Annotated in this window: 17 protein-coding genes and 1 tRNA gene; 4 read left to right on the top strand and 14 right to left on the bottom strand. The window is 74.5% G+C overall.

Features of this window, described 5'->3' with window-relative positions:
* The first annotated feature begins 122 nt into the window (after positions 1–122).
* Positions 123–1,775: a bifunctional 3-(3-hydroxy-phenyl)propionate/3-hydroxycinnamic acid hydroxylase gene (locus ACI8AR_RS16460; RefSeq protein ID WP_457051970.1), complete on the top strand. Its 1,653-nt coding sequence runs from the start codon at positions 123–125 to the stop codon at positions 1,773–1,775.
* A 1,009-nt stretch (positions 1,776–2,784) separates the two neighbouring features.
* Here ACI8AR_RS16460 and ACI8AR_RS16455 read toward each other — a convergent pair.
* Positions 2,785–2,857: transfer RNA gene (locus ACI8AR_RS16455), tRNA-Asn, on the bottom strand.
* Positions 2,858–2,998: 141 nt separating this feature from the next.
* Between ACI8AR_RS16455 and ACI8AR_RS16450 the strand changes: the two genes are divergently transcribed.
* Positions 2,999–3,313 (top strand): hypothetical protein, encoded by a 315-nt coding sequence (locus ACI8AR_RS16450; RefSeq protein ID WP_456937798.1) that lies wholly within the window; start codon positions 2,999–3,001, stop codon positions 3,311–3,313.
* A 20-nt stretch (positions 3,314–3,333) separates the two neighbouring features.
* Here the strand turns inward: ACI8AR_RS16450 and ACI8AR_RS16445 are convergent, their stop codons facing one another.
* From ACI8AR_RS16445 to ACI8AR_RS16390, 12 genes are all read right to left on the bottom strand, one after another.
* Entirely contained in the window at positions 3,334–3,915 is a 582-nt protein-coding gene (locus ACI8AR_RS16445) for a hypothetical protein (protein ID WP_457051969.1), read from the bottom strand.
* Positions 3,912–6,737, bottom strand: coding sequence for a DNA primase (gene dnaG, locus ACI8AR_RS16440; RefSeq protein ID WP_457051968.1), 2,826 nt, complete (start codon positions 6,735–6,737; stop codon positions 3,912–3,914). Before dnaG ends, ACI8AR_RS16445 begins: the two co-directional genes overlap by 4 nt.
* 102 nt (positions 6,738–6,839) lie before the next feature.
* Positions 6,840–7,355 (bottom strand): hypothetical protein, encoded by a 516-nt coding sequence (locus ACI8AR_RS16435; RefSeq protein WP_457051967.1) that lies wholly within the window; start codon positions 7,353–7,355, stop codon positions 6,840–6,842.
* Between the two features lie 9 nt (positions 7,356–7,364).
* Positions 7,365–7,991: a YdcF family protein gene (locus ACI8AR_RS16430; protein WP_457051966.1), complete on the bottom strand. Its 627-nt coding sequence runs from the start codon at positions 7,989–7,991 to the stop codon at positions 7,365–7,367.
* A gap of 64 nt (positions 7,992–8,055) precedes the next feature.
* Positions 8,056–10,767 (bottom strand): pyruvate, phosphate dikinase, encoded by a 2,712-nt coding sequence (gene ppdK, locus ACI8AR_RS16425; protein WP_457051965.1) that lies wholly within the window; start codon positions 10,765–10,767, stop codon positions 8,056–8,058.
* A gap of 266 nt (positions 10,768–11,033) precedes the next feature.
* Positions 11,034–11,399, bottom strand: coding sequence for a hypothetical protein (locus ACI8AR_RS16420; protein WP_457051964.1), 366 nt, complete (start codon positions 11,397–11,399; stop codon positions 11,034–11,036).
* Positions 11,400–11,503: 104 nt separating this feature from the next.
* Entirely contained in the window at positions 11,504–11,944 is a 441-nt protein-coding gene (locus ACI8AR_RS16415) for an Rv0361 family membrane protein (protein WP_457051963.1), read from the bottom strand.
* On the bottom strand, positions 11,941–13,095 hold the full coding sequence (gene dusB / locus ACI8AR_RS16410) for a tRNA dihydrouridine synthase DusB (RefSeq protein WP_457051962.1): 1,155 nt from the start codon (positions 13,093–13,095) through the stop codon (positions 11,941–11,943). The genes ACI8AR_RS16415 and dusB overlap by 4 nt, the downstream gene beginning before the upstream one ends.
* Before the next feature lie 134 nt (positions 13,096–13,229).
* Positions 13,230–14,633, bottom strand: a complete 1,404-nt coding sequence (locus tag ACI8AR_RS16405) for a glycine--tRNA ligase (RefSeq protein ID WP_457051961.1) — start codon at positions 14,631–14,633, stop codon at positions 13,230–13,232.
* A gap of 94 nt (positions 14,634–14,727) precedes the next feature.
* A complete protein-coding gene (locus ACI8AR_RS16400; RefSeq protein ID WP_457051960.1) occupies positions 14,728–15,723 on the bottom strand; it encodes a hypothetical protein in 996 nt (331 codons plus the stop codon).
* Between the two features lie 39 nt (positions 15,724–15,762).
* Positions 15,763–16,080 carry an antibiotic biosynthesis monooxygenase family protein gene (locus ACI8AR_RS16395; protein WP_457051959.1) on the bottom strand — a complete coding sequence of 106 codons (318 nt, stop codon included), beginning with the start codon at positions 16,078–16,080 and terminating at the stop codon, positions 15,763–15,765.
* An 85-nt stretch (positions 16,081–16,165) separates the two neighbouring features.
* Positions 16,166–17,035: a hypothetical protein gene (locus tag ACI8AR_RS16390; RefSeq protein ID WP_457051958.1), complete on the bottom strand. Its 870-nt coding sequence runs from the start codon at positions 17,033–17,035 to the stop codon at positions 16,166–16,168.
* Positions 17,036–17,314: 279 nt separating this feature from the next.
* Here ACI8AR_RS16390 and ACI8AR_RS16385 point away from each other — a divergent pair, with 279 nt between their 5' ends.
* Positions 17,315–19,156, top strand: a complete 1,842-nt coding sequence (locus ACI8AR_RS16385; RefSeq protein WP_457051957.1) for a serine/threonine-protein kinase — start codon at positions 17,315–17,317, stop codon at positions 19,154–19,156.
* 82 nt (positions 19,157–19,238) lie between these two features.
* Here ACI8AR_RS16385 and ACI8AR_RS16380 read toward each other — a convergent pair whose 3' ends face one another.
* Positions 19,239–20,084, bottom strand: a complete 846-nt coding sequence (locus tag ACI8AR_RS16380) for a protein kinase domain-containing protein (protein ID WP_457051956.1) — start codon at positions 20,082–20,084, stop codon at positions 19,239–19,241.
* Between the two features lie 255 nt (positions 20,085–20,339).
* Between ACI8AR_RS16380 and ACI8AR_RS16375 the strand changes: the two genes are divergently transcribed.
* On the top strand, positions 20,340–22,451 hold the full coding sequence (locus ACI8AR_RS16375; RefSeq protein WP_457051955.1) for a cation:proton antiporter: 2,112 nt from the start codon (positions 20,340–20,342) through the stop codon (positions 22,449–22,451).
* Positions 22,452–22,750: the final 299 nt, after the last annotated feature.

The raw sequence follows: 22,750 nt of genomic DNA, 5'->3' as shown, positions 1-22,750 counted from the left end.
CCGCTGCACGACAGCGACCTCCGGACGGGCGATCGAGTGACGCACCTGCTAGGGGCCGACCCGCGCCACGCACATCGGCCGCGGCATCGACGGTGCTCAGAGGGGAAATGGGACGGACGGCCGTGGACGAGACAGACGTCGTGATCGTGGGCCTGGGCCCCACCGGTGCCACGCTCGCCGGACTGCTGGGTCAGCGCGGCGTGCGCGTCGCCGTCTTCGACCGCTTGGCCGACCTCTATCCGCTGCCGCGCGCCATCGGCCTGGACCACGAGGTCATGCGGATCGTGCAGGAGCTCGGCGTGGCCGAACGCCTGGCCCCGCACATCTCGTCCTATCGGCCCAGCGAGTACCGGGGCATGCAGGGGCAACTCATTCGACGGTTGGATTCCGCCCCTCCGCCCTTCCGCCTGGGATGGGCGCCGAACTACGTGTTCGAGCAACCGGCGTTCGAGCGCATCCTGCGCGGACGACTCGAGGAACTGCCCAACGTCGTGATCCACCGCTCGGCGGAGGTGGGGGCCGTCGGACAGGACGACGAAGGCGCATGGGCAGACGTCCGACTGCCCGGGGACACGCACTCACAGCGCATCCGCAGCCGATACCTGATCGCCTGCGACGGCGGGGCCAGCCCCGTGCGCAAGCAGCTCGGCCTCGTCCTGGAGGACCTGGGCTTCGATGAACCGTGGCTGGTCGTCGATGTCCTGGTCGATGACGACAAGCTCGCACGCCTGCCGCAGACCCAGGTGCAGTACTGCGAACCCGAGCGGCCCTGCACCTATGTCGTCTGCGTCGGCAACCATCGTCGCTGGGAGATCCGGCTGAACCCCGGCGATCGAACGTCAGGGGAGTTCCCGGAAGACGAGCTGTGGCCCCTGCTCCGACGTTGGATCGGTCCCGAGGACGGCCGCATCTGGCGCTCGGCGACCTACCGCTTCCACGGACTCGTGGCCCGCGAATGGCGCCGCGGACGCATCCTGCTGGCCGGCGACGCCGCCCACATGACGCCCCCCTTCATGGCCCAGGGCATGGCCCAGGGCATGCGCGATGCGCTCAATCTGGCGTGGAAGCTGCACCGGGTCATCCGCCACGGCGCGCCGGAGGACCTCCTGGACACCTATCAGCAGGAGCGCAGGCCGCACGTGACCGCAACCACCCGAGCCGCGATGGCCCTGGGGGACCTGATCTGCGAGCGCCATCCCGATCGCGCGGCCCAACGCGACGCCCGCCTCCTGGCCGAGCAGGGCGGCGCGGTACAGACCATGGTGCGTCAGACCTTGATCCCGGGACTGACCAGCGGGCTGATCGCGCCCGGCAGTCCCGAGGCCGGTTCCGTCCTGCCGCAACCTCGCGTGCGCATGGGCCACTCCGTCGGCAGGCTCGATGACGTCACGGGCGCCACCGTGCGCGCCGTTGCACGGGAACCGCTCACGTCGGGTGAACGTGCGGTGCTCCTCGAGGCACTGACCCCGCTCGGTGGTGTCCTGGTGCAGCTGGGCGGATCCGACACCCGGGACGGTGCGGTGATCGACGCAGTCGACGACGAAGGGGTCTTGAGCTCCTGGCTGCGCGCCTCCGGGCGGCGCATCGCGATCGTCCGCCCGGACCACTACGTGTACGGCACAGCGCCCTCAGCTGCTGCGGCGGTCGAGCTGCTCCAGCACCTGAGCCGGCGGCTGACCGCCGTGTCCGAGCCGGGGCACGGATCCCCCGACCAAGGGGTTCACGTAGTGCACAGGGCGCCCGTCGATCCATCGGCCGAGTTCCTGAGCCGGTGACCCAGCCGGGGGCTCGGTGGTGCACGGGGACATCGCGCCGACGTCGACCCGCCTGTCGTGTCGCCGGCGGGCTCGCCCGTCCGTGGAACAGTCCGCCCGCCGTTCGGCCAGCGCCCTCCGTCTGCCGTCACGACGGGGTGTGACCGGACCTGCGCCGGGTCCTGGACCGCGCAGGCCCTGAGTGAGGCATCTCGCACGTGGTCGCAAGACGGTGCCGCCAGGGGCAGGGTCGCGTGTTGCCGGTCGCTCCCGTCGGCGGCGACCCCACCGGCCGGCCCTCCAGGGGCCAGCGCCCGGGTCAGCGGCACGGCCCCCTCCGGCTCACTCCGGAACCGCACCTCGAGGCCGATACCAGCCCCGGCGCGCCGGTCCCGGTCGTCGATCCGGGCCCGCGGCAGAAACCGCTCCCGGTCGACAACGCCGGGACGGCGTAGTCCGGAACACCTCAGCGATGTGGCAGTGCTCGGACCGCTGGAGGTGCCGGCGTACTGCCAGGTCACTCGGCAAACGTGCTGCGCTCATCAGGAACCCGGTCTCGTCGACCACCATCAGCGCGCGTCGGTCGCACCTGTGCTCGACGCTGTAGTCGCGCCGGTCGTTGCGAACCGCGTCGGCGCCCCCCGTCCGCGTGGTCGAGCAGCGGCCGCAGCGCTTGAGCGGACATCGACGGCTTGTCCCGCCGGCCGCGTTCTCCGGCGCCCGCACGCCGGCGCCCCTGCTGGGCAGCCTGAGCAGTACAGGAGCGGAACTGGAGAATGGTGCAGCGCCGGCGGCCGGCGGGTCGGACAGAGACCGCCTCCCGGGGCCGCGGTGTGGCGCGACGCCCCGGTGGAGCTGCTACTCACCGGCTCAGGCCGGCGTCCCGGCGGCTCATGGCGCTCGGCCGCCGAGGCACGCCCGTGCAGGTGCGTCAGGACGTCGATACCAGAGACCCGCGCTGCAAGTCAGGGGTCTCTCATGGCTTCGTCGGGACGGGACCTGGGCCGCGCGTCTCCGACCTGCGGTGTTGCTCCCCCGATTGGACTCGAACCAATAACCCTGCGATTAACAGTCGCATGCTCTGCCAATTGAGCTACGGGGGATGGGCGGGTGCGACCCGCGCGCCTCACGAATGTACCTCACGCCCTCCGGCGCCCTGCGCAGGCCCTCCGCATCGCGGACGTGCGCGTCCCGCCGTAGCGTGATCACGAAGCCAGTCCGCCCCTGAGACCCCGGAGGTCCCCGTGGCCAAGTTCTCCTTCCTCCTCGGCTTCGGCGCCGGATACGTGCTCGGCGCCCGGGCCGGCCGCGAGCGCTACGAGCAGATCCGCGGACTGTGGTCCGACGCCAAGGACAACCCCCAGCTGCAGGGCCTGGCCGGGATGGCGCAGGCCCGCGCCGACGACGTCGTCAGCTCGGTGAAGGCCAAGATGGGCCGCGACACCGGCTCCAACGGCGCGGCCCCGCGCAGCACCGGCACCACGACGACGCCGCCGTCGACGACCACCGAGTCGCCCGACCTCACCTCGCTGCCGGTCGACCCGCCGTCGATGGCCTGAGCGGGCCGCCCCGACCGCACTCAGCCCGGCCGCTCCGCGGCCAGCGCCTCCTCGAGCTTGCGGCGGGCCACCTCGCGCGCCTCCGGGTCGCTGCGGTCGGCGTCGTCGTCGAACACGACGGTCCACTCGCGCGCCGCCTGGCCGGGCACCCGGCGCGCCACGAGCACCACGCCGCCGCCGTTCGGCAGCGGGGAGCGGCGGCTGGCGACCACCGTCTGGTCCACCCGGCGGCGCACCACCGCGGGCAGGTCGCCGGCGTCGCTCAGCGCGTGGCGTTGCGCGGGCTCGCGCGCCTGCACGCCGGGCTCCACCTCGGCCAGGGCGCTGACGGTGAAGCTGCCGCCGCCGTCGTTGGTGGCCGCCCAGCGGGCCGAGCCGACCTCGTGCCAGCGCAGCACGCCGACGTCGCCGGCGGCGTCCAGCGCCAGGTCCGCGGGGACGACCCGCAGCCCGCGGCTGGTGGCCACCAGCCAGCCCTGCCCGCGGACCAGCGTGCCCCAGGCCAGCACCCGCTCGTCGGCGTCGGGCGAGGCCTGCACGACGGCGCGCACCGTCTCCGGCGGGCGGGTGAGCCGGCGGCGCAGGGCGGAGGCGAGGCTCACGTCAGCCCGCCGATCGCCCGCTGCCGCAGCGAGATGGCCTCCTGCTCCAGCGCCATGAGCTTGGAGAAGGCGCGCATGTACGCGTCGCCCTCCTCGACCGGGTTCATCCGCTGCAGCCTGGCCTTGAGCGCGGTGACCTGCCGGACGATGGCCATCTCCTGCAGCCGGGCCAGCACCGCCGAGACGTAGCCGGCGTCGCCCTCCCCCACCGACCGCAGCGGCTCCACCGCCAGCGCGGTGAGCTGGGCGCGGGCGGTCTCCCGCTCGCAGTGCGCGGCGACCAGGTCCAGCCACTCCGGCCCGGTGACCCGCGCGGCCGCGGCTCCCCCGGCCTGCGCCACGGCCGCGGCGACGGCGGCGTAGTCCGGGTCGGTGTAGGCCTCGGGCGGGACGGCGTCGAAGGAGGGCCCGGCGATCTCGGGCACCTGCAGCGCGGCCTTGACGGCCTCCCGCTCGACCGCCAGCGCGGCGTCGTCCGGGGTGCGCTTGGGTACCCGCGGGCGCGACCGCGAGGACGCCACCTCGCCACCGGTGATCCGGCGCACCCGCTCGAGCACCTCGCCCTCGTCGGTGTCGCCGATCAGCCCGGCCAGCCGGCGAGCGTAGGCGGGGCGCAGCGCGTGGTCCTTGACCTGGGCGATCAGCGGCGCCGTCCGGTCCAGCGCGGCGACCCGCCCCTCGACGGTGTCCAGGTCGTACTCGGCCAGCGTGGTGCGCAGGACGAACTCGATCAGGGGGGTCCGCCGGGCCACGAGGTCCCGGACGGCCGCGTCGCCGTGCGCCTGGCGCAGCTCGCAGGGGTCGCGCCCGTCGGGCTCCACGGCCACGAACGTCTGCGCGACGAAGCGCTGGTCCTCCTTGAACGTCTTGAGCGCGGCGGCCTGGCCCGCGGCGTCGCCGTCGAAGGTGTAGACGACCTCCCCGCGGAACTCGTCCTGGTCCATGAGCAGCCGGCGCAGCACGCCGATGTGCTCGGCGCCGAAGGCGGTGCCGCAGGACGCGACCGCCGTCGTCACCCCGGCCAGGTGGCAGGCCATGACGTCGGTGTAGCCCTCGACGACGACGGCCTGGTGCTTCCTGGCGATGTCCCGCTTCGCGCGCTCGATGCCGTAGAGGACGCTGCTCTTCTTGTACAGCGGCGTCTCGGGGGTGTTGAGGTACTTCGGGCCGGGGTCGTCGTCCATGAGCTTGCGCGCGCCGAAGCCGATGACGTCACCGGTGATGTCGCGGATCGGCCAGACCAGCCGGCGGTGGAACCGGTCGATGAGGGTGCCCCGCGAGGACTCCTTGGCCAGCCCCGCGGTCACCAGCTCCTGCTGGCTGTAGCCCCTCGCGCGCAGGTGCCGGGTCAGCGCGTCCCACCCGCCGGGCGCGTACCCGCAGCCGAAGTCGACGGCGACCTGCCGGTCGAAGGCGCGGTCGGCGAGGAACTGCCGGGCGGGCGCGGCCTCGGGGGTGCGCAGCTGCTCGGCGTAGAAGGCCGCCGCCTCGGTGTTCGCGGCGACCAGCCGCGCGCGCTGCCCGGCCTGCGCCCGGTCCGGCGCGCCGGTGGGCCGGCCGCCGTCGTCCTCGTACTTCAGGTCGATGTTGGCGCGGGCGGCCAGCCGCTCGACCGCCTCGGTGAAGCTCAGGTGGTCGATCTGCTGGACGAAGCTGATGACGTCGCCACCGGCTCCGCAGCCGAAGCAGTTGCCCGTGAGGATGTCGTCCTCGAGCGTGAAGGCGTGGGTGTCGGGCACCTCGGCGCAGTAGACCTCCTCGACCCGGTCGCTCCACTCGACCGACCGGACCACCCAGCGCTTGCGCTCGTACTTCTCGCGGTTGGCGGCGATGCGCTCGCGGTGGTGCTGCAGCAGGAAGAAGGAGTCGGGCAGCCCCTTGGTCACGAAGCGGACGTTGTAGACGTCGCTCATGATGCCGTCGATGCCGAGGCGGGTCTGCTTGGCGACGCCGTAGGTCCCGATGCCCAGCCGGGTGCACAGCGTCCGCACGTACTCGAGGTCGTCGACGCGGGCCGAGTTGAGGACGGCGTCCCCGTCGTCGGCCACGCACCCGTCGGCGGCGAAGTACCCGGCGAGCCAGCCGAGCAGGTACGACGCGTCCTCGTCGAGGGCCGGGCGCTCGTCCTTGAAGTAGGCCGGCAGTCCGTAGTACTTGGTGACCCCCTCGCCCTCCCAGCTCCGGCAGCCGTCGAAGTACCGGGAGAGCTGCGCGTCCTTGTCGCCGAAGAGGTTGGCGATCGAGCCTGCTCCGGCGCGCGTGCCGTCTCCGTAGACGAGTCCGCGGGCGATGCCGAACGGGGACGGGCGCGTGGCCGGGTGCAGCACCCGGCTCATCGGGAACGACGGGGAGAGCTGGTCCCCCGGCCGCAGGTCCCTGGTCAGCTTCTCCCGGCGGTCCTGCCGCAGCTTCCCCGCCGGGACGAACCAGCGGTGCTCGTCGGTGGCGAAGAGCTCCTTCTCCCGGCCGTTGCGGGACACGACGACGCGCATGAGCCGCTGCACGCCGTACGAGCGGAACGGCGCCTCGACCCAGCCGCCGTCCCCGTTGAGCACGCGGACCGTCCGGCCGGCGAGCTCCGCGATGGGCACGACGCCGTCCTCGGTGAGGACGCCGGTCTCACCTGCCAGGCAGTGGTAGAGGTTCCTCGAGGGCGTGACGTGGAACGACGGCGACTTCTCGTCGTGGAACGGGCACAGGCCCTTGAGGCTGCCGCCCCCGGCGCGCTTGAGCTGCAGGTGCTCGCCGACCACCTCGTCGATCCGGCTGCGCTCGCGCACCAGCGCGATGTCCGCCGCTCGGATGCGTCCCCGGCCGGCCATGGGCCTCCTCCGTCGTGCTGCTGCCGGGACGCCCGTGCGCGTCCCGCACCGATCATCCCCCGTCGCGACGACGGCGAGTGGCGGCCCTCGTCCGCTGGGGGCTCAGCTGCTGCCCGCGGCCGCGGCGCCGCCGGCAGCGACGGCGACCGCCGCGCCGTAGGTGCGCCGCTGCAGCACGAGCACCAGCCACAGCAGGAGGACCTGGACGTCGAGCGGCAGATCGTCCGCGGTCAGCGTGGGCCGGGGTGACCAGCCGCCGGTGGAGCCGCTCTCGGCCACGGCCCGCTCCCCCGCCGTGAACCGGTAGGTGCCCTTCCACCAGGACGCCGGGACGACGTCGACCGCGGTGCCGTCGACCTCCACCCGCCAGGTGCCCCGCCACGCCGACACCTGCCGCGCGGTGAACCGGGCGGCGTCCGCGGGCTCGGTCGCCCACCGGCCGGCCAGCATGCCGCCCCTCCGCCGTTCGAGCACCCACTCGCGGTCGCCGACGACGGCGACCGACGCCTCCCGCCAGGAGTCGGTGGAGCGCAGTCGGCCGACGACCTCGCCGTCCCGCAGGATCGGCACCTCGTGCCTCGCCGTCCCGTGTTCCCCGGCCCTCCCCAGCTCCAGCACGCGCCCTCCTCAGCCGATGCCCGGCGCGCCCGCGACACTCTCCCCGGTCACGCGGTAGAGCAGGTAGGCGGCGGTCTCCCGGAGGATGTACCGGAACTGGGTGTTGCGGGTCTGCACGGCGGGGCCCTGCCGGGTCGGCGAGCTCTCGGCGCTGATGCCGGCGTCCTCGGCCATCCGCTCGGCGCGCATGGCGTGCCAGGGGTCGGTGACCACGACGGCGCTGGTCCACCCGCGCTCGCCGAACGCGGTCCCGACCGCCCGCATGCTCTCCAGCGTGTCCACGCCCTCGGGTACCGCGAGCAGCGACTCCTCGGGGATGCCCCGGCCCAGCAGGTAGTCGCGCCCGGCCTCGGCCTCGGTGAACTGGTCCCCGGCCGCCTTGCCGCCGACGGTGACGACCACCGGGGCGACGCCGTCCTCCCACAGCGACAGCGCGTGCTCGAGCCGGGCCTCGAAGATCGACGACGGCACGCCGTTGTACTGCGCCGAGCCGAGCACGACGATCGCGTCCGAGGCCGGCCGGGCGTCCTGCCGCGCGGTCCACCAGATGGCGGCGGCGGTCGAGGCGACCAGCAGCAGGGCGGCGAGCACGACGGCGCCGAACACCCGCGTCACCAGTGCCCCGACCCGCGTCACCGCTCATGGATAACACGGGTCGTGCGCCGGGTGGGGGTGGTGCGACGGGCGTGCCGCGCGGCCGTCAGGACCCGGCGCGCTCCCCGCCGAGCGCCGCCCGGCCGGCCTCCAGCCGGGCCACCGGGACCCGGAACGGCGAGCAGGACACGTAGTCCAGGCCCACCTCGTGGAAGAAGTGCACCGAGTCGGGGTCGCCGCCGTGCTCGCCGCAGACGCCGAGCTTGAGGTCCGGCCGCGCGGCCCGGCCGCCCTGCACGCCCACCTCCACCAGCCGGCCCACGCCCGGGCGGTCCAGCGACTCGAACGGGGAGACGCCGAAGATGCCCTTGTCCAGGTAGGCGTGGAAGAACGCCGCCTCGACGTCGTCGCGGGAGAAGCCCCAGGTCATCTGGGTGAGGTCGTTGGTGCCGAAGGAGAAGAACTCCGCCGACCGGGCGATCTCCTCCGCGGTCAGCGCCGCCCGGGGCACCTCGATCATCGTGCCGATGAGGACGTCGAGCTCGACGCCGCACTCCTCGAACACCGCCGCGAGCACCTGCTCGGACTCCTCGCGGATCGCCTCCAGCTCCTGCACCGCGCCGACCAGCGGGATCATCACCTCCGGCCGCGGGTCGCCGCCGGCCCTCTTGCGCTCGCACGCCGCCTCGGCGATCGCCCGCACCTGCATGGCGAACAGCCCCGGCACGACCAGGCCCAGCCGGACGCCGCGCAGCCCGAGCATCGGGTTCTGCTCGTGCAGCCGGCGGACGGCGGCCAGCAGCCGCAGGTTGGCCTCGTCGGGGTGGCCCTGCGCCTCGGCGACGGCCACCCGCACCGACAGGTCGGTGAGGTCGGGCAGGAACTCGTGCAGCGGCGGGTCGAGCAGCCGCACGGTGACCGGCAGGCCGTCCATCGCCTCGAAGATCTCGACGAAGTCCTGCTTCTGCAGGGGTGCCAGCGCGTCGAGGGCCGCCTGCTTGTCCTCGTCGGTCTCGGCGAGGATCAGCTTCTCCACCAGCTGCCGGCGGTCGCCGAGGAACATGTGCTCCGTCCGGCACAGGCCGATGCCGCGGGCGCCGAAGCGGCGGGCGCGGGCGGAGTCCTCGGGGGTGTCGGCGTTGGTGCGCACGCCCAGCCGCCGCACCTCGTCGGCGTGGGTGAGGATCCGGTGCACGCTGCGCACGAGGTCGTCGGCCTCGGGCGAGTCGGGGCCGATCTCGCCCTCGAAGTACCGGACGACGGCGGAGTCCTCCACCGGCACCTCCCCGAGCCACACCCGGCCGGTGGAGCCGTCGATGGAGACGACGTCGCCCTCCTCGACGGTGACGCCGCCGGGCGCGGTGAACCGCCGGTTCTTCGTGTCGACCTGCAGCTCCTCGGCGCCGCACACGCACGTCTTGCCCATCCCGCGGGCGACGACGGCGGCGTGCGAGGTCTTGCCGCCGCGGCTGGTGAGCACGCCCTCGGCGGCGATCATCCCGGCGAGGTCGTCGGGGTTGGTCTCGCGCCGGACCAGGACCACCTTCTCGCCCCGGTCGGCCCACTGGACGGCGGTCTCGGAGGAGAACACCGCCTTCCCGACGGCGGCGCCGGGCGAGGCGTTCATGCCCTGGGTGAGCTGCCGGGCGTCCCCGCCGGAGACGAACCGCGGGAACATCAGCTGGGCGAGCTGGTCGCCGGTGACCCGGCGGACCGCCTCGTCCATGTCGATGAGGCCCTCGTCGACCAGCTGGGTGGCGATGCGGAAGGCCGCGGCCGCCGTCCGCTTGCCCACGCGGGTCTGCAGCATCCACAGCTTGCCGCGCTCGACGGTGAACTCGATGTCGCACAGGTCGCGGTAGTGCGACTCGAGGGTGCTCATGATCCGCAGCAGCTCGTCGTAGGCGCCGCGGTCGATGCGCTCGAGCTCGGTGAGCGGCACGGTGTTCCGGATGCCGGCGACGACGTCCTCGCCCTGCGCGTTCTGCAGGTAGTCGCCGTACACGCCCTGCTCGCCGCTGCCCGGGTCGCGGGTGAACGCGACGCCGGTGCCGGAGTCGGCGCCGAGGTTGCCGAACACCATCGAGCAGACGTTGACCGCGGTGCCTGCGTCGCCGGGGATGCGCTCGCGGCGGCGGTAGAGGATCGCGCGCGGGCTGTTCCACGAGTCGAAGACGGCGTTGATCGCCAGGTCCATCTGCTCGCGCGGGTCCTGCGGGAAGTCCCGGCCGGTGTGCTCGCGGACGATGGCCTCGAACCGGCCGACGACGTCGCGCAGGTGCTCGGCGTCGAGGTCCAGGTCCAGGTCGGTGCCCTGCTCGCGCTTGGCCTCGTCGAGGGCGTGCTCGAACGCCTCGCCGTCGATGTCGAGCACCGTCTTGCCGAACATCTGGATCAGCCGGCGGTAGGAGTCCCAGGCGAAGCGCTCGCTCCCGGACTGCGCGGCCAGTCCCTGCACCGACTCGTCGTTGAGGCCGACGTTGAGGACGGTCTCCATCATCCCGGGCATCGAGGCCGCCGCCCCGGACCGGACCGAGACCAGCAGCGGGTCCGCGGGGTCGCCGAGGGTCTTGCCCATCGCCTTCTCCAGCGCCGTCAGGTGCTCGGTCACCTGGTCGGCGAGGTCGGGCGGGGTGCTGCCGTGCTCGAGGTAGTGGCGGCAGGCGTCGGTGGTGATGGTGAACCCGGGCGGCACGGGCAGCCCGAGGTTGGTCATCTCGGCGAGGTTCGCGCCCTTGCCGCCGAGCAGGTCCTTCTGGTCCTTGCTGCCCTCACTGAAGTCGTAGACCCAGGTGGTCGTGCTCGTGACGCTGCCCACCGTGCACCTCCGCGCTCGTCTCGCCGGCCGCCCGTCCGCTGCCGGTGCGGCGTCGCGGGGTCCCCGTCGGCCGCTCCGGCGAGCGCGGCCCCGGGTCCCCGGTCGGGGGTAGACGTCTCATACGTCCACCCGGAGCCAGGCAGCGATCGTGACCCACGGGACGGGGACACGCCAGCCCGTGTCTCGTCCCGGTACACGGAGGTGAGCGGCCTCACGCAGCGGACGGCCGGCCCGGCTCGGGACGCGAGCCGGGCCGGCCGGAGGGATCAGGCGACGAGGGCGAAGCCGAGGACGGCGAACAGCAGCGTCAGCACGACGACGAGGATGCCGACGTACAGGCCGGTACGGTTGACCGGCGACGGCGGCGGCGGGACGTAGCGCGGGAAGCCGCTGGCCGGCGCGCCGCGCTGCACCTGCGCGGCCTGCTGCGGAGTGGGCGCGAACTGCGGCTGGGGCGGCAGCTGGACCTGCCCGGGGAAGGCCACCTGCGTGGGCGCGGCCGGCGCCGGGAGGGAGGCGGGCGCGACGCCGGCGGGCGCGAAGGGCGCAGCGGGCGCGTAGGACCCGGCGTGGGCCCCGGGCGGGGCGTACGGCGCGGCGGGGGCGACGGGCGGGTGGGGCGGCTGCGTCAACGCGGTTCCTCTCGGGCTGGCCCGGTGGACCTCCAGCCGGGCGGCGCACATGGTGACAGCCCGGTGGCGCTCCGAGAAGGGATCCGCTCGCGGCGCCCGCGCGCTCAGCCGGAGGTGCCGCAGACGCGCGGGCCGTCCTCCAGCACCACGGAGAGCGTGGCCTCCGCGCCGTCGTCCCAGCGGACCCGGACCTCCTGGCTGTCCTGGTCCCCGAGCCGGCCATCCGCGACGCCGACCACCCGGGCGTCGCCGGGGTGCTCGTACCCGTCGAGGACGTCGCCCACGGCGCCGCGGTCGCGCTCGGCCTGGCACAGCAGGTCGCCGGCGGTCTCGGTGTCGCCGGCCTGGAGCGCGGCCAGGAACACGCCGACCGCCTCCCGGGCCTGCTCCTCCCCCGAGCCCTTCACCAGCGGCAGGGCCACGACCATGGCGACGGCGAGCGCCACCGTGCCGCCGAAGATCCCCAGCAGCAGCCCGTTGCGGCGCCGCGGGGTGCCGGTGTGCAGCGCCTCGGGACCCTCGTCGTACAGGTACGGGCCGCTCATCCGCCGCTCGTCTCCAGCTCCGCACCGGCCGGCGGGCGCGGGTCGTCGCGGTCGTCGAGCCAGCCCTCGGGCAGCGCCACCGGCCGGGGGCTGCTGGTCCGGCCCCGCGGGCCGCCCAGGACGGCCGTCGGGTAGGGCTGGTCGGGGATGCGGTCGAGCAGGCCGGCCAGCTCGTCCAGCGAGCTGACCATCGCCAGTGCGCGGCGGACGTCGGAGCCCACCGAGAAGCCCTTGAGGTACCAGGCCACGTGCTTGCGGAAGTCGGTGCAGCCGTGCAGCTCGCCCAGCCCCTCCGACAGCAGCTGCGCGTGCCGGACCATCACCGCGGCCACCTCGCGCAGCGTCGGCAGCGCCCGCCGGGACTCCCCGGCGAAGGCGGCGGCGAGGTCCCCGAACAGCCAGGGCCGGCCCAGGCAGCCGCGGCCGATGACGACGCCGGCGCACCCGGTCCCGGCGACCAGGCGCAGCGCGTCGTCGGCCTCCCAGACGTCGCCGTTGCCGAGCACCGGGATGTCGACGGTCTCCACCAGCCGGGCGATCGGTCCCCAGTCGGCGGTACCGCTGTAGAGCTGGTCGGCGGTGCGCCCGTGCAGGGTGATCGCGGCGGCGCCCTCGTCCTGCGCGATCCGGCCGGCGTCGAGGTAGGTGACGTGGTCGGCGTCGATGCCGATGCGGGTCTTGACCGTCACCGGCACGTCGCGGGCGGCGCGGACGGCCGCCCGCACGATGTCGCGGAACAGCACCCGCCGCCAGGGCAGCGCCGACCCGCCGCCCTTCCGGGTCACCTTCGGCACCGGGCAGCCGAAGTTCAGGTCGACGTGCGCCGGGCGGGTGCCGGCGACCTCCTCGTCGACGAGCATCTCCACCGCCCGCCCGACGGTGGCCGGGTCCACGCCGTAGAGCTGCACGGAGAAGCCGGCGGCGGCCTCCTCGGGCGTGGCCCGGATCATCCGCAGCGTCTTCTCGTTGCGCTCCACCAGCGCCCGCGTGGTGATCATCTCGCAGACGTAGAGCCCCGCCCCGAACTCGCGGCACAGCGTGCGGAACGCGGGGTTGGTGATGCCGGCCATCGGCGCGAGCACCACGGCGGGGTCCACGGTGAGCGGCCCCAGCCGCAGCGGGGCGACCGCCGGCGCCAGGGTGCTCGTCACGCCGTCCAGGGTAGGTGGCCGCGCCCGGTGGCCGGGGTCACCCGGGGGCAGGCGGCCCCGCACGGACCGGCGCCGCAGGCTCGTGTGCACTTCCGCGGATCTGCCCGGAGCAGATCCGCGGAAGTGCACGGCCCTCAGCAGACGGGGAGCTTGGCCTTGAGGTAGTCCTCGACCCGGTCCAGGCCGATGCGCTCCTGGCTCATCGAGTCGCGCTCCCGCACGGTCACCGCGTCGTCGGTGAGGGTGTCGAAGTCGACGGTGAGGCAGAACGGCGTCCCGACCTCGTCCTGCCGGCGGTAGCGGCGGCCGATGGCGCCGGCGTCGTCGAAGTCGACGTTCCAGTTCCGGCGCAGCGCGGCCGCGAGGTCACGCGCCTTGGGCGAGAGGTCGGCGTTGCGCGACAGCGGCAGGACGGCGGCCTTGACCGGCGCCAGCCGCGGGTCCAGCCGCAGCACCGTGCGGGTGTCGACGCCGCCCTTGGCGTTGGGCGCCTCGTCCTCGGTGTAGGCCTCGATGAGGAAGGCCATCAGCGAGCGGGTGAGCCCGGCCGCCGGCTCGATGACGTACGGCGTCCAGCGGGTGTTGGTGGCCTGGTCGAAGTAGGACAGGTCCACGCCGGAGTGCTCGGTGTGCGTGGACAGGTCGAAGTCGGTGCGGTTGGCGATGCCCTCGAGCTCGCCCCACTCCGAGCCCTGGAAGCCGAAGCGGTACTCGATGTCGACGGTGCGCTTCGAGTAGTGGGAGAGCTTCTCCTTCGGGTGCTCAAAGTGCCGCAGGTTGTCCGGGGAGATGCCCAGGTCGGTGTACCAGCGGGTGCGCTCGTCGATCCAGTACTGGTGCCACTCCTCGTCGCTGCCCGGCTCGACGAAGAACTCCATCTCCATCTGCTCGAACTCGCGGGTGCGGAAGATGAAGTTGCCCGGGGTGATCTCGTTGCGGAAGGACTTGCCGATCTGGCCGATGCCGAACGGCGGCTTCTTCCGCGCCGCGCCCATGACGTTGGCGAAGTTGACGAAGATGCCCTGCGCGGTCTCCGGGCGCAGGTAGTGCAGCCCCGACTCGTCCTCGACCGGGCCGAGGAAGGTCTTGAGCATCATGTTGAAGTCGCGCGGCTCGGTCCACTGGCCGGTCACGCCGCAGTTGGGGCAGGTGATCTCGGACAGGCCGTTCTCCGGGAGCCGGCCCTTCTTGGCCTCGAAGGCCTCCTCGAGGTGGTCGGCCCGGAAGCGCTTGTGGCAGTTCTGGCACTCGGTCAGCGGGTCGGTGAAGACGCCGACGTGACCGGAGGCGACCCAGGTCTGCCGCGGCAGGATCACCGAGGAGTCCAGGCCGACGATGTCGTCGCGGCTCTGGACGACGGTGCGCCACCACTGCCGCTTGATGTTCTCCTTGAGCTCGACGCCCAGCGGCCCGTAGTCCCAGGCGGAGCGGGTGCCGCCGTAGATCTCACCCGACGGGAAGACGAACCCCCGGCGCTTGCAGAGGTTGACCACCTTGTCGAGGCGGGCGGGGTCGTGCGTGGTGTTGCTGGCGCTCACGAGCTCGGTGCTCCATCCGGCTGGCGGTCGGCGGTTGACCTGCCCACGGTAGACGCCCCGCCTGCGCCGCCCCCCGCCGCCGCGGCCGCGCTCCCTACGACGAGGTGTAGCCGCAGACGGCCGGGCCGCCCTCGTCCACCACGGTGACGACGAACGTGGCCGGCTGCCCGCTGTCCAGCGTCACCTCGAAGGTGACCTCGTCGACGTCGCCGGCCGCGACCGCGCCGGTGGCCGAGCCGTCGGTGATCTGCCCGCCGAGGAAGGTGTCGAAGTCGGCGAGCACCGCCTGCCCGTCGGGGAACTGGCCCTGCCCGTCGGCGCACAGGCCGTCGTAGGCCGCGGCCGCGTCCCGCTCGACCACCGACTGCACCCACGAGGCGGCGAACTCCGGGCTGCCGGGGACGTTGAGGTCCCCGCCGGCTCCCCCGCCGCCGCCCCCGGTCGGGGTGCCGGCGCCGCCACCGAAGCCGCCCTCCCCGGACGACGACCCGGGCGAGGAGGACGAGGGCGAGGACGACGACGAGGTGGACGCCGACGTGCTCGCCGTCGCGGCCGGGCCGCCGCCGTCGTCGTCCCGGGAGAGCAGCACCGCGGCGAGCACACCACCGCCGACCAGGAGGACGGCGAGCGTGGCGAGCAGGGCGACCAGCGGGCCGCGGCTCCTGCGCGGCGGCTGCGGCGGGGCGCCGTACCCGGGCGGCCCGTAGGCCGGCGGCCCGTAGCCCGGCGGCCCGTACCCCGGCGCACCGGCGGGTGGCGGCCCGTACGGGGGCTGCTGGCCGTGGCCGGGCTGGGGCGGCGGGCCGTAGCCCGGCTGCGCCTGCCCGTAGGAGGGCTGCCCGTACCCGAACGGGCCGTACGGGGGCTGCTGAGGTCCGGGCTGCTGCGGTCCGGGCTGCTGCGGTCCGGGCCGGGCTCCCGGCTGCTGCCCGGGGGCGCCCATCCGCAGGGTGGGGTCGCGCGGCACGGGGCCGCCGGACAGCCGGTCGGTGGGCTCGTCCGGCCGCGCCGGCGGGGGCGGCGGCGGGAGGCGCACCTCGCGGGTCCGGTCGGGGGGCGGCGTCCCGTCGTCCTGCGGCGGCTGGCTCATCGCGCCCCTCCCGGGCCGGTGCGGACTGTCCCGGGCAGGCTACGCACCCGGGGCCCGCGCGGCGGGGCGCTCGCCGGGCTCGTCGACGGGGAGGTAGGCGCCGGGCTCGTCGAGGGCGTGCACCCACACCGGCGCGCCGGCGACCTTGACCTCCGCGGCCGACAGCGCGCGGCGATAGGCGCCCACGCCGTCCCAGCGGGTGACCAGCGCCCACAGCGCCGGGTCGTCGGCGCAGCGGCCGGCCTCCCCGCCGCGGCAGCCGGGCCGGGCGGTCAGCGCCGCGAGCAGCCCGTCGACGGCGGCGGCGAGGGAGGCCGCCTCGGTCTCGGGCACGCGCAGCCGGGTCACCGCGAACACCGGCCCATCGTGCCGCACGGCCGGCGGCGGAGACGCCGACGGCCGGCCCCCGCGCGCTGCGGGGACCGGCCGTCGGAGGGGTGCGTCAGCCGAAGTTGCAGACCGTGAGGTCCTGGCCGACCCAGACCTGCACGCTCTGGGTGGTGCCGTCGTCGAGGGTCAGCTCGAAGGTGGCGACGTCGACGGCGTTGGCCGGGTCGTACTCGATGCTGACCAGGCCGCCGTCGGCGATCGTCTGGCCGCCCAGGACCTGGCTGTAGAAGTACAGCGTCAGGTACTCCTCGGGGCTGTACTCGGTGCCGGCCGAGCCCTGCTGGGCCGCGGCCTGCAGCTCGGCGCAGGACAGGCCGTAGGCGGTCGCGAAGTCGAAGTCGTAGACCGCCTGCACCCACGCGAGCGCGAGGTCGGAGGAGCCGGGGATCTGGCCGGCGTCGGCGCCGCCGGTGTCGTTCCCCATGGGGGTGCCGGTGCCGGTGCCGCCGCCCCCGCCGTTGCCCGGGGTGCCGGCGCCCGGCGGCACCCCGACCGGGCCGCCCATGTCCATGCCCATGCCCGAGCCGGTGCCGGACCCGGTGTCGGAGCCGGTGTCGGAGCCGGTGTCCGAGCCCTCGTCGCCGCCGTCCTCGCCACCGTCCTCGCCGCCGTCGTCGGAGGCGTCGGCCGACGTCGAGGACTCCTGGGCCGCCGGGGCCGGGGTGTCGTCGCCGCGGAGGAGGAAGAACAGGAGAACGCCGACGCCGGCCAGCACCACGACCAGCCCGGTGATCACCCAGGGCAGGACGCTCTTCTTCTGCGGCGGCCGGCCGTAACCGCCCGGACCGAAGCCGGGGCCGCCGCCCGGGCCGAAGCCGGGCGCGCCGTAGCCGCCGGGGGCGCCGTACTGACCGGGCGCGCCGTACTGACCGGGCTGCGCGTACTGACTCGGCGCGCCGTACTGGCCGGGGGGCTGACTCATCTGCTTCTTCCGTTCGTGGGGACGGGCGCTGGGGGCCCGAGAGCGAGAGGAAGATAGGGAGACCCCGCCGTCCCGACCACAGGTTCGCGCGCGGCAGTTCTCCCGCCGGGTCACGGGCCGGTCACGGTCCGCCGCCCGTGTCCACCCCGTCCCGCCGGCCGACGAGCCGCGGCCGAGACGCTGGTCGGGCCGGGGACCCGTCCCTAGACTCCGCCGTCGACCCGCACCCGGCGCCGGCTCCGACGAGCGCCCGGAACTGCGGCACACGGAGGATCACCGGTGGAGTTGCAACAGTTCGGCCCCTACCGCATCGAGGCGTTGCTCGGCCGCGGCGGGATGGGAGAGGTGTACCGCGCGTTCGACACCGAGCACGACCGCACGGTCGCGCTCAAGGTGCTCTCCGAGCACCTGGCCGCGGACCGGGGCTACCGCGAGCGCTTCCGCCGCGAGGCGCACCTGGCCGCGCGGCTCAACGAGCCGCACATCGTCCCGATCCACCGCTACGGCGAGATCGAGGGCCGGCTGTTCCTCGACATGCGCCTGGTGCCCGGCCGCGACGTCGCCGCGGTGCTGGCCGAGGAGGGGCCGATGAGCCCCGAGCGGGCGGTCGACGTCGTCAGCCAGACCGCCCGGGCCCTCGACGCCGCGCACGCCGACGGCCTGGTGCACCGCGACGTCAAGCCCTCCAACGTGCTGCTGACCGGCAGCGGGGACGACGAGTTCGTCTACCTCGTCGACTTCGGCATCGCCCGGTCGACGTCGGACGGGCAGGGCCCGGCGCTGACCCAGACCGGCGCCGCGCTCGGCTCCTTCGACTACATGGCACCCGAGCGGTTCCTCGAGAAGCCGATCGACAAGCGGGTCGACGTCTACGCGCTGGCGTGCGTGCTCTTCGAGTGCCTCACCGGCCGGCGGCCGTTCACCGGCGACGGCCTGGCCACGCTCATGTACGCGCACCTCAACACGACCCCGCAGCCGCCGTCCGCGCTGCGGCCGGGCCTGCCCCGCGGGCTGGACGACGTCGTCCTCAAGGGCCTGGCGAAGGAACCCGACGAGCGGTACGCGAGCTGCGGCGAGTTCGCCGCGGCCGCACGCGCAGCGCTGAGCTCGGCCGGTGTGACGGTGCGGCCCGAGGCCGCGCCGCCGACGTCGGTCGCCCCGCTGGTCGCCCACCCGCAGACCGTGGGCTTCTCGAACCCCGGCCCGGCCGGCAGCTACGGGGCGCCGTCGCACCCGGGCGCGCCCGCGGCGCTGTACGGCCCGCCGTCCAACCCGGGCCCGCCCACCGGCTACGGCCCGCCGTCGAACCCCGGCCCGTCCACCGGCTACGGGCCGCCGTCGAACCCCGGCCCGCCCACCGGCTTCCCGCCGCCGGCCGGGCCCGGGTTCCCCCCGCCGGCCGGCTCGTCGTCCTCGGGCGGCGCGAAGGGCTCGAGCAAGCTGCCGCTGCTCATCGTGGGGGCCGCGGTGGCGCTGATCGCGGTCGTGGTCGGGGTCATCGCGCTGGCCGGCGGCTTCAGCGGCGGCGACGACGTCCGGGCCGACGACACCCACACCCCGACCGAGACCACCTCCGACGCCGACACGTCGACGGGGAGCTCATCCGACGGGAACACCTCTGACGGGAACACCTCCGGCGGCAGCACCGGCGGGACCTCCACCGACGCCCAGGACCAGCTGCTCGGGATCATCCCCGGCGACTTCGACCCGGCGACCTGCGAGACCGCGGACCCGGCCGGCGACGGCGACGTCGCCGCGGTCAACTGCGGCGCCGCCGCGACACAGCCCGGCCCCGAGGCGTCCTCGTTCTACCTGTACGAGGACGCCGCGACCGTCGACGCCGTGTTCCTCGCGGACATGACCCGCGAGGGCGTCAGCGCCTTCACCGGCCAGCCGGACTGCGCCACCGGGCAGGGCTACGACGAGTACACGATCGGCGGGGTGGACGCCGGCCGCCTCGGCTGCTTCGTCGACGGCGACAACAACGCGATCCTGTACTGGACGCAGGACGACCTCGCCGCCGAGGGCATCGTGGCCATCCAGAACGGCGGCCAGGCCGGGCTGGGGACCCTGTACGCCTGGTGGACCGACAGCGCGCACAGCGACTTCACGCAGCGCTGACCGGCCCCGGTCCCGCACACCACGAGGGCCCCGTCCTCACCGGCCGGTGGGGACGGGGCCCTCGTCGCGTGTCGGTCGCCGGTCAGGCGCGGGCGGCGCCCAGCGCCTCGGCGGCCAGCCGGTCCAGCCGCTCGGCCACCTGCAGCGCGGTCACCGGGCGCTTCCCCACCGGGGCGAGGCACTCGGACACCAGCGCGGCCTCCTCGTCGGTCAGGCCGGGGGCGATCGCCGGCTCCGCGCTCATCACCCGGCGGATGGCCAGCAGCGGCTCGCCGTCGGGCAGCTCGCCGTACAGGCCGGTGCCGGTGAGCGCCCGGTTGAGGGTGGCGCCCAGCGCGAACACCTCGGTGGCCCGCGAGGGCCGGTCGCCGCGCAGCAGCGCCGGGTCCAGGAACTCCACCGAGGCGGCGCTGGCCATGCCGGTCAGCGTGACGCCCGGCGCGAGGTAGCGGGCCAGGCCGAGGTCGGAGAGCTTGCCGCCGTCCTCGGTGAGCAGGACGTTGGCCGGCTTGATGTCGCCGTGGGTGAGGCCCGCCTCGTGCAGCGCGTGGGCGGCGTGCGCGGCGTGCGCCACCGCCCGCAGCACCTCGCCACGGCTCAGCGGCCGCGCCGGGGCGGCCAGCGAGCCGAGGGGGCAGTACTCCATCGCGTACAGGAAGCTGTCCTGCAGCACGGCGTCGTAGACCCTGACCAGGTACGGCGACGCCACCTGGGCGAAGGCGCGCAGCTCCCGCACGCCCCGCTCGTAGGCCTGCTCGCTGTGGCTGCCGGTGAAGACCTTCACCGCGACGTACTCGTCGGGCAGGCCGAGCCGCGCCGGCGGGCGGGCGAGGTAGAAGCGGCCGTTGTTGCCCTCACCGAGCACGCGGACCACCTGGTAGTCCGCGATGGTGGCAGGCGCCGCGCCCACCAGGCCGACGGCATCCATGCATGTCCTCCTGAAACGCTGTCTCCCCGGCCGCGCCGGGACGCCGCGGTGCGCGGCAGCGGCACAGTGTGCCGGGGGACCTGCCGTCCGGGAACCGGTTCGCGCCCGCCGAGATGCCGCGCGCACGGGCCCCCTACGACCGGACCGCCGCGGCTAGCATCCGCGCCCGGCGTGGCCCCGGGTGCCCGGTCCCCGCCATCCCACCCGATCCCCGCGCGGTCCCACGCGGCGCGGACAGCTACGCCCGGAGACCCTGTGGAAGCCCGCCCCATCGCCGAGATCATCGCCTACGTCTTCGTGGACCTGGCCGTGATCATGATCATCGCTCGACTCATGGGGCGGCTCGCCGTGCGGGTCGGCCAGCCGGCCGTCGTCGGCGAGATCGTCGCCGGCATCATGCTCGGCCCGACGCTGCTCGGCGCCCTCCCGGGCGACCTGGACACCCTGTTGTTCCCGCTCGACGTCCGGCCGTTCCTCAACGTGCTGGCGCAGCTGGGCCTGGTCCTGTTCATGTTCCTCATCGGCCTCGAGGTGGACCTGTCCTTCATCCGTGGGCGGGAGAAGGTCGCCGTCTCGGTGTCGCTGGCCTCGATCCTGCTGCCGTTCGCGCTCGGCGTGCTGCTGGCGGCCTACCTGCACACGCAGCACGACGTCTTCACCGACGCGGACGGCGAGACGTCGGTCATCCCCTTCCTCGGGTTCGCGCTGTTCCTCGGCGTGGCCATGTCCATCACCGCGTTCCCCGTGCTGGCGCGCATCCTGGCCGAGCGGCAGATGCACCGGATCCCGACCGGCGTGCTCGCGCTGGCCTGCGCCGCCGTCGACGACGTCCTCGCCTGGTGCCTGCTGGCCGTCGTCGTGGCGATCGTGGCCGCCTCGTCGTTCACCGGCGTCGTGCTGATCCTCGGCCTGTCGGTGGTCTTCGCCCTGGTGATGTTCCTGCTGGTCAAGCCGCTCTTGCGGGTCCTGGTCACCCGCTACGAGCGGCTCGGGCAGCTCACCCCGGAGATGCTCGCCGGCGTCCTCATCGGCATCCTCGCCAGCGCCTGGGTGGCCGAGGAGATCGGCATCCACTTCATCTTCGGCGCCTTCCTCTTCGGCGTCGTCATGCCGCGCAAGGGCGCCGCCCGGCTCAACCACGAGATCATCGACCGCCTCGAGCAGGTCAGCGTGCTGCTCCTGCTGCCGGTCTTCTTCGTGGTGACCGGCCTCAACGTCGACGTCGGCGCCATCGACCTCGCCGGCCTCGGCGAGCTCGGCCTGATCCTGCTGGTGGCCATCTCGGGCAAGTTCGTCGGCGCCTTCGCCGCCGCCCGCGCCATGCGGGTGCCCCGGCGCCAGGCCACGGCGCTGGCCACGCTGATGAACACCCGCGGGCTCACCGAGCTGGTCATCCTCAACATCGGCGTGCAGCGCGGCGTCCTCGACGGCGAGATGTTCACCCTGATGGTGATCATGGCCGTGGTGACCACGGTGATGGCCTCGCCGCTGCTCAACGTCATCTACCCCAAGCGCGTCCTGCAGCGGGACATCGCCGCCGCCGAGCGCGCCGCGATGGGCCTCGAGGAGGCCTACACCGTCGTCGTGGTCGTCGACGAGCCCGAGCGGGACGCCGCCCTGGTCGACCTGGCCTGCGACCTGGTGGGCCGCGAGTCGCCCGCGCAGGTCGTCGTCACCCGGGTGGTCCGCCGCTCCCGGCCCAAGCCCGAGGTGTCCAGCGGCCTGGGCGCCGACCTCGAGCTCATGGCCACCGTGGCCGGGGAGCTGCGGGAGCTGGCGCGGCAGGTCGAGGCCCGCGGGCTGAAGGCGTCGGTCGCCTCGCGGTTCAGCGAGGACCCGTGGGCGGAGGTGGCCGACCTGGCGGGCAGCAGCGAGGCCGACGTCGTCCTGGTCCGCAGCGGCTGGGGCATCGTCGAGGGGGCGCTCGCCGTCGACGGCGCCGGCACCCCCTGGCCGCCGTCCCTGCGCGGGTCGGTGGTCACCGTCGCCGGCGAGCTCGGCGAGGCGGGCCTGCAGCCGGGCGGGCCGGTCGCGGTGCTGCAGGACGGCGACGCCTCCGGCCGGGCCGCCCTCCGGCTGGCCGCGCACGCCGCGGTGGGCCGTCAGGTGCCGCTGCAGCTGCGGGCCGTCGAGGGTCGGCGGGGCGTCCGGCGCAACGTCGCCGACTCGCTGCGCAAGGCCGGCGTCGAGATCGCCGCGGAGACCGAGACCCTGCCGGCCCTGCTGCTGGCGCCGGCCGGCGCGGGCCCCGTCCCCGCCGCCGACGACCTGACGCCGATCCTGCTGGTGCACGCCGGCACGGCCGACAGCGACCGGGACATGGACGAGACCCTGGCCGGCATCGCCGCCCGCCCCGGGGCGCTCTGACACCCGCTCCTCCGCAGGCCCGGAGCCCGCGTCCCGTTCGAGGGGACGCGGGCTCCGTCGTCCCCGGGGACCGTCGGCGCCGTCCCCCGCGCGGGCCCCGAGCGGGCTCGTGCTCTGCACACGGGTGTGTGCAGAGCACGAGCTAGCCGGGAACCTCCCGCCGGGCGTGCGGAGCACGGGCGGCGGGAGGTGGCTCCTCCTGCGCGCGCTCGTGGGCTGCCCCCCCCCGGGGGGCGGGCCCCAGCCTCGGCCGGACCACCCCCCGCCCGGGGCTCCGGCCCGGAAAGCGACGGCGCGCC

Source organism: Geodermatophilus sp. SYSU D01036 (assembly GCF_054050435.1).
The sequence above is the reverse complement of the archived record's forward strand: the minus strand, read 5'-3'. Positions and strand labels throughout refer to the sequence as shown.

Coding starts and splice junctions, on each gene's coding strand:
- dnaG (WP_457051968.1), bottom strand. CDS start 6,737: ATGGCCGGCCGGGGACGCATCCGAGCGGCGGACATCGCGCTGGTGCGC.
- ACI8AR_RS16415 (WP_457051963.1), bottom strand. CDS start 11,944: ATGAGCGGCCCGTACCTGTACGACGAGGGTCCCGAGGCGCTGCACACC.
- ACI8AR_RS16400 (WP_457051960.1), bottom strand. CDS start 15,723: ATGAGCCAGCCGCCGCAGGACGACGGGACGCCGCCCCCCGACCGGACC.
- ACI8AR_RS16390 (WP_457051958.1), bottom strand. CDS start 17,035: ATGAGTCAGCCCCCCGGCCAGTACGGCGCGCCGAGTCAGTACGCGCAG.
- ACI8AR_RS16380 (WP_457051956.1), bottom strand. CDS start 20,084: ATGGATGCCGTCGGCCTGGTGGGCGCGGCGCCTGCCACCATCGCGGAC.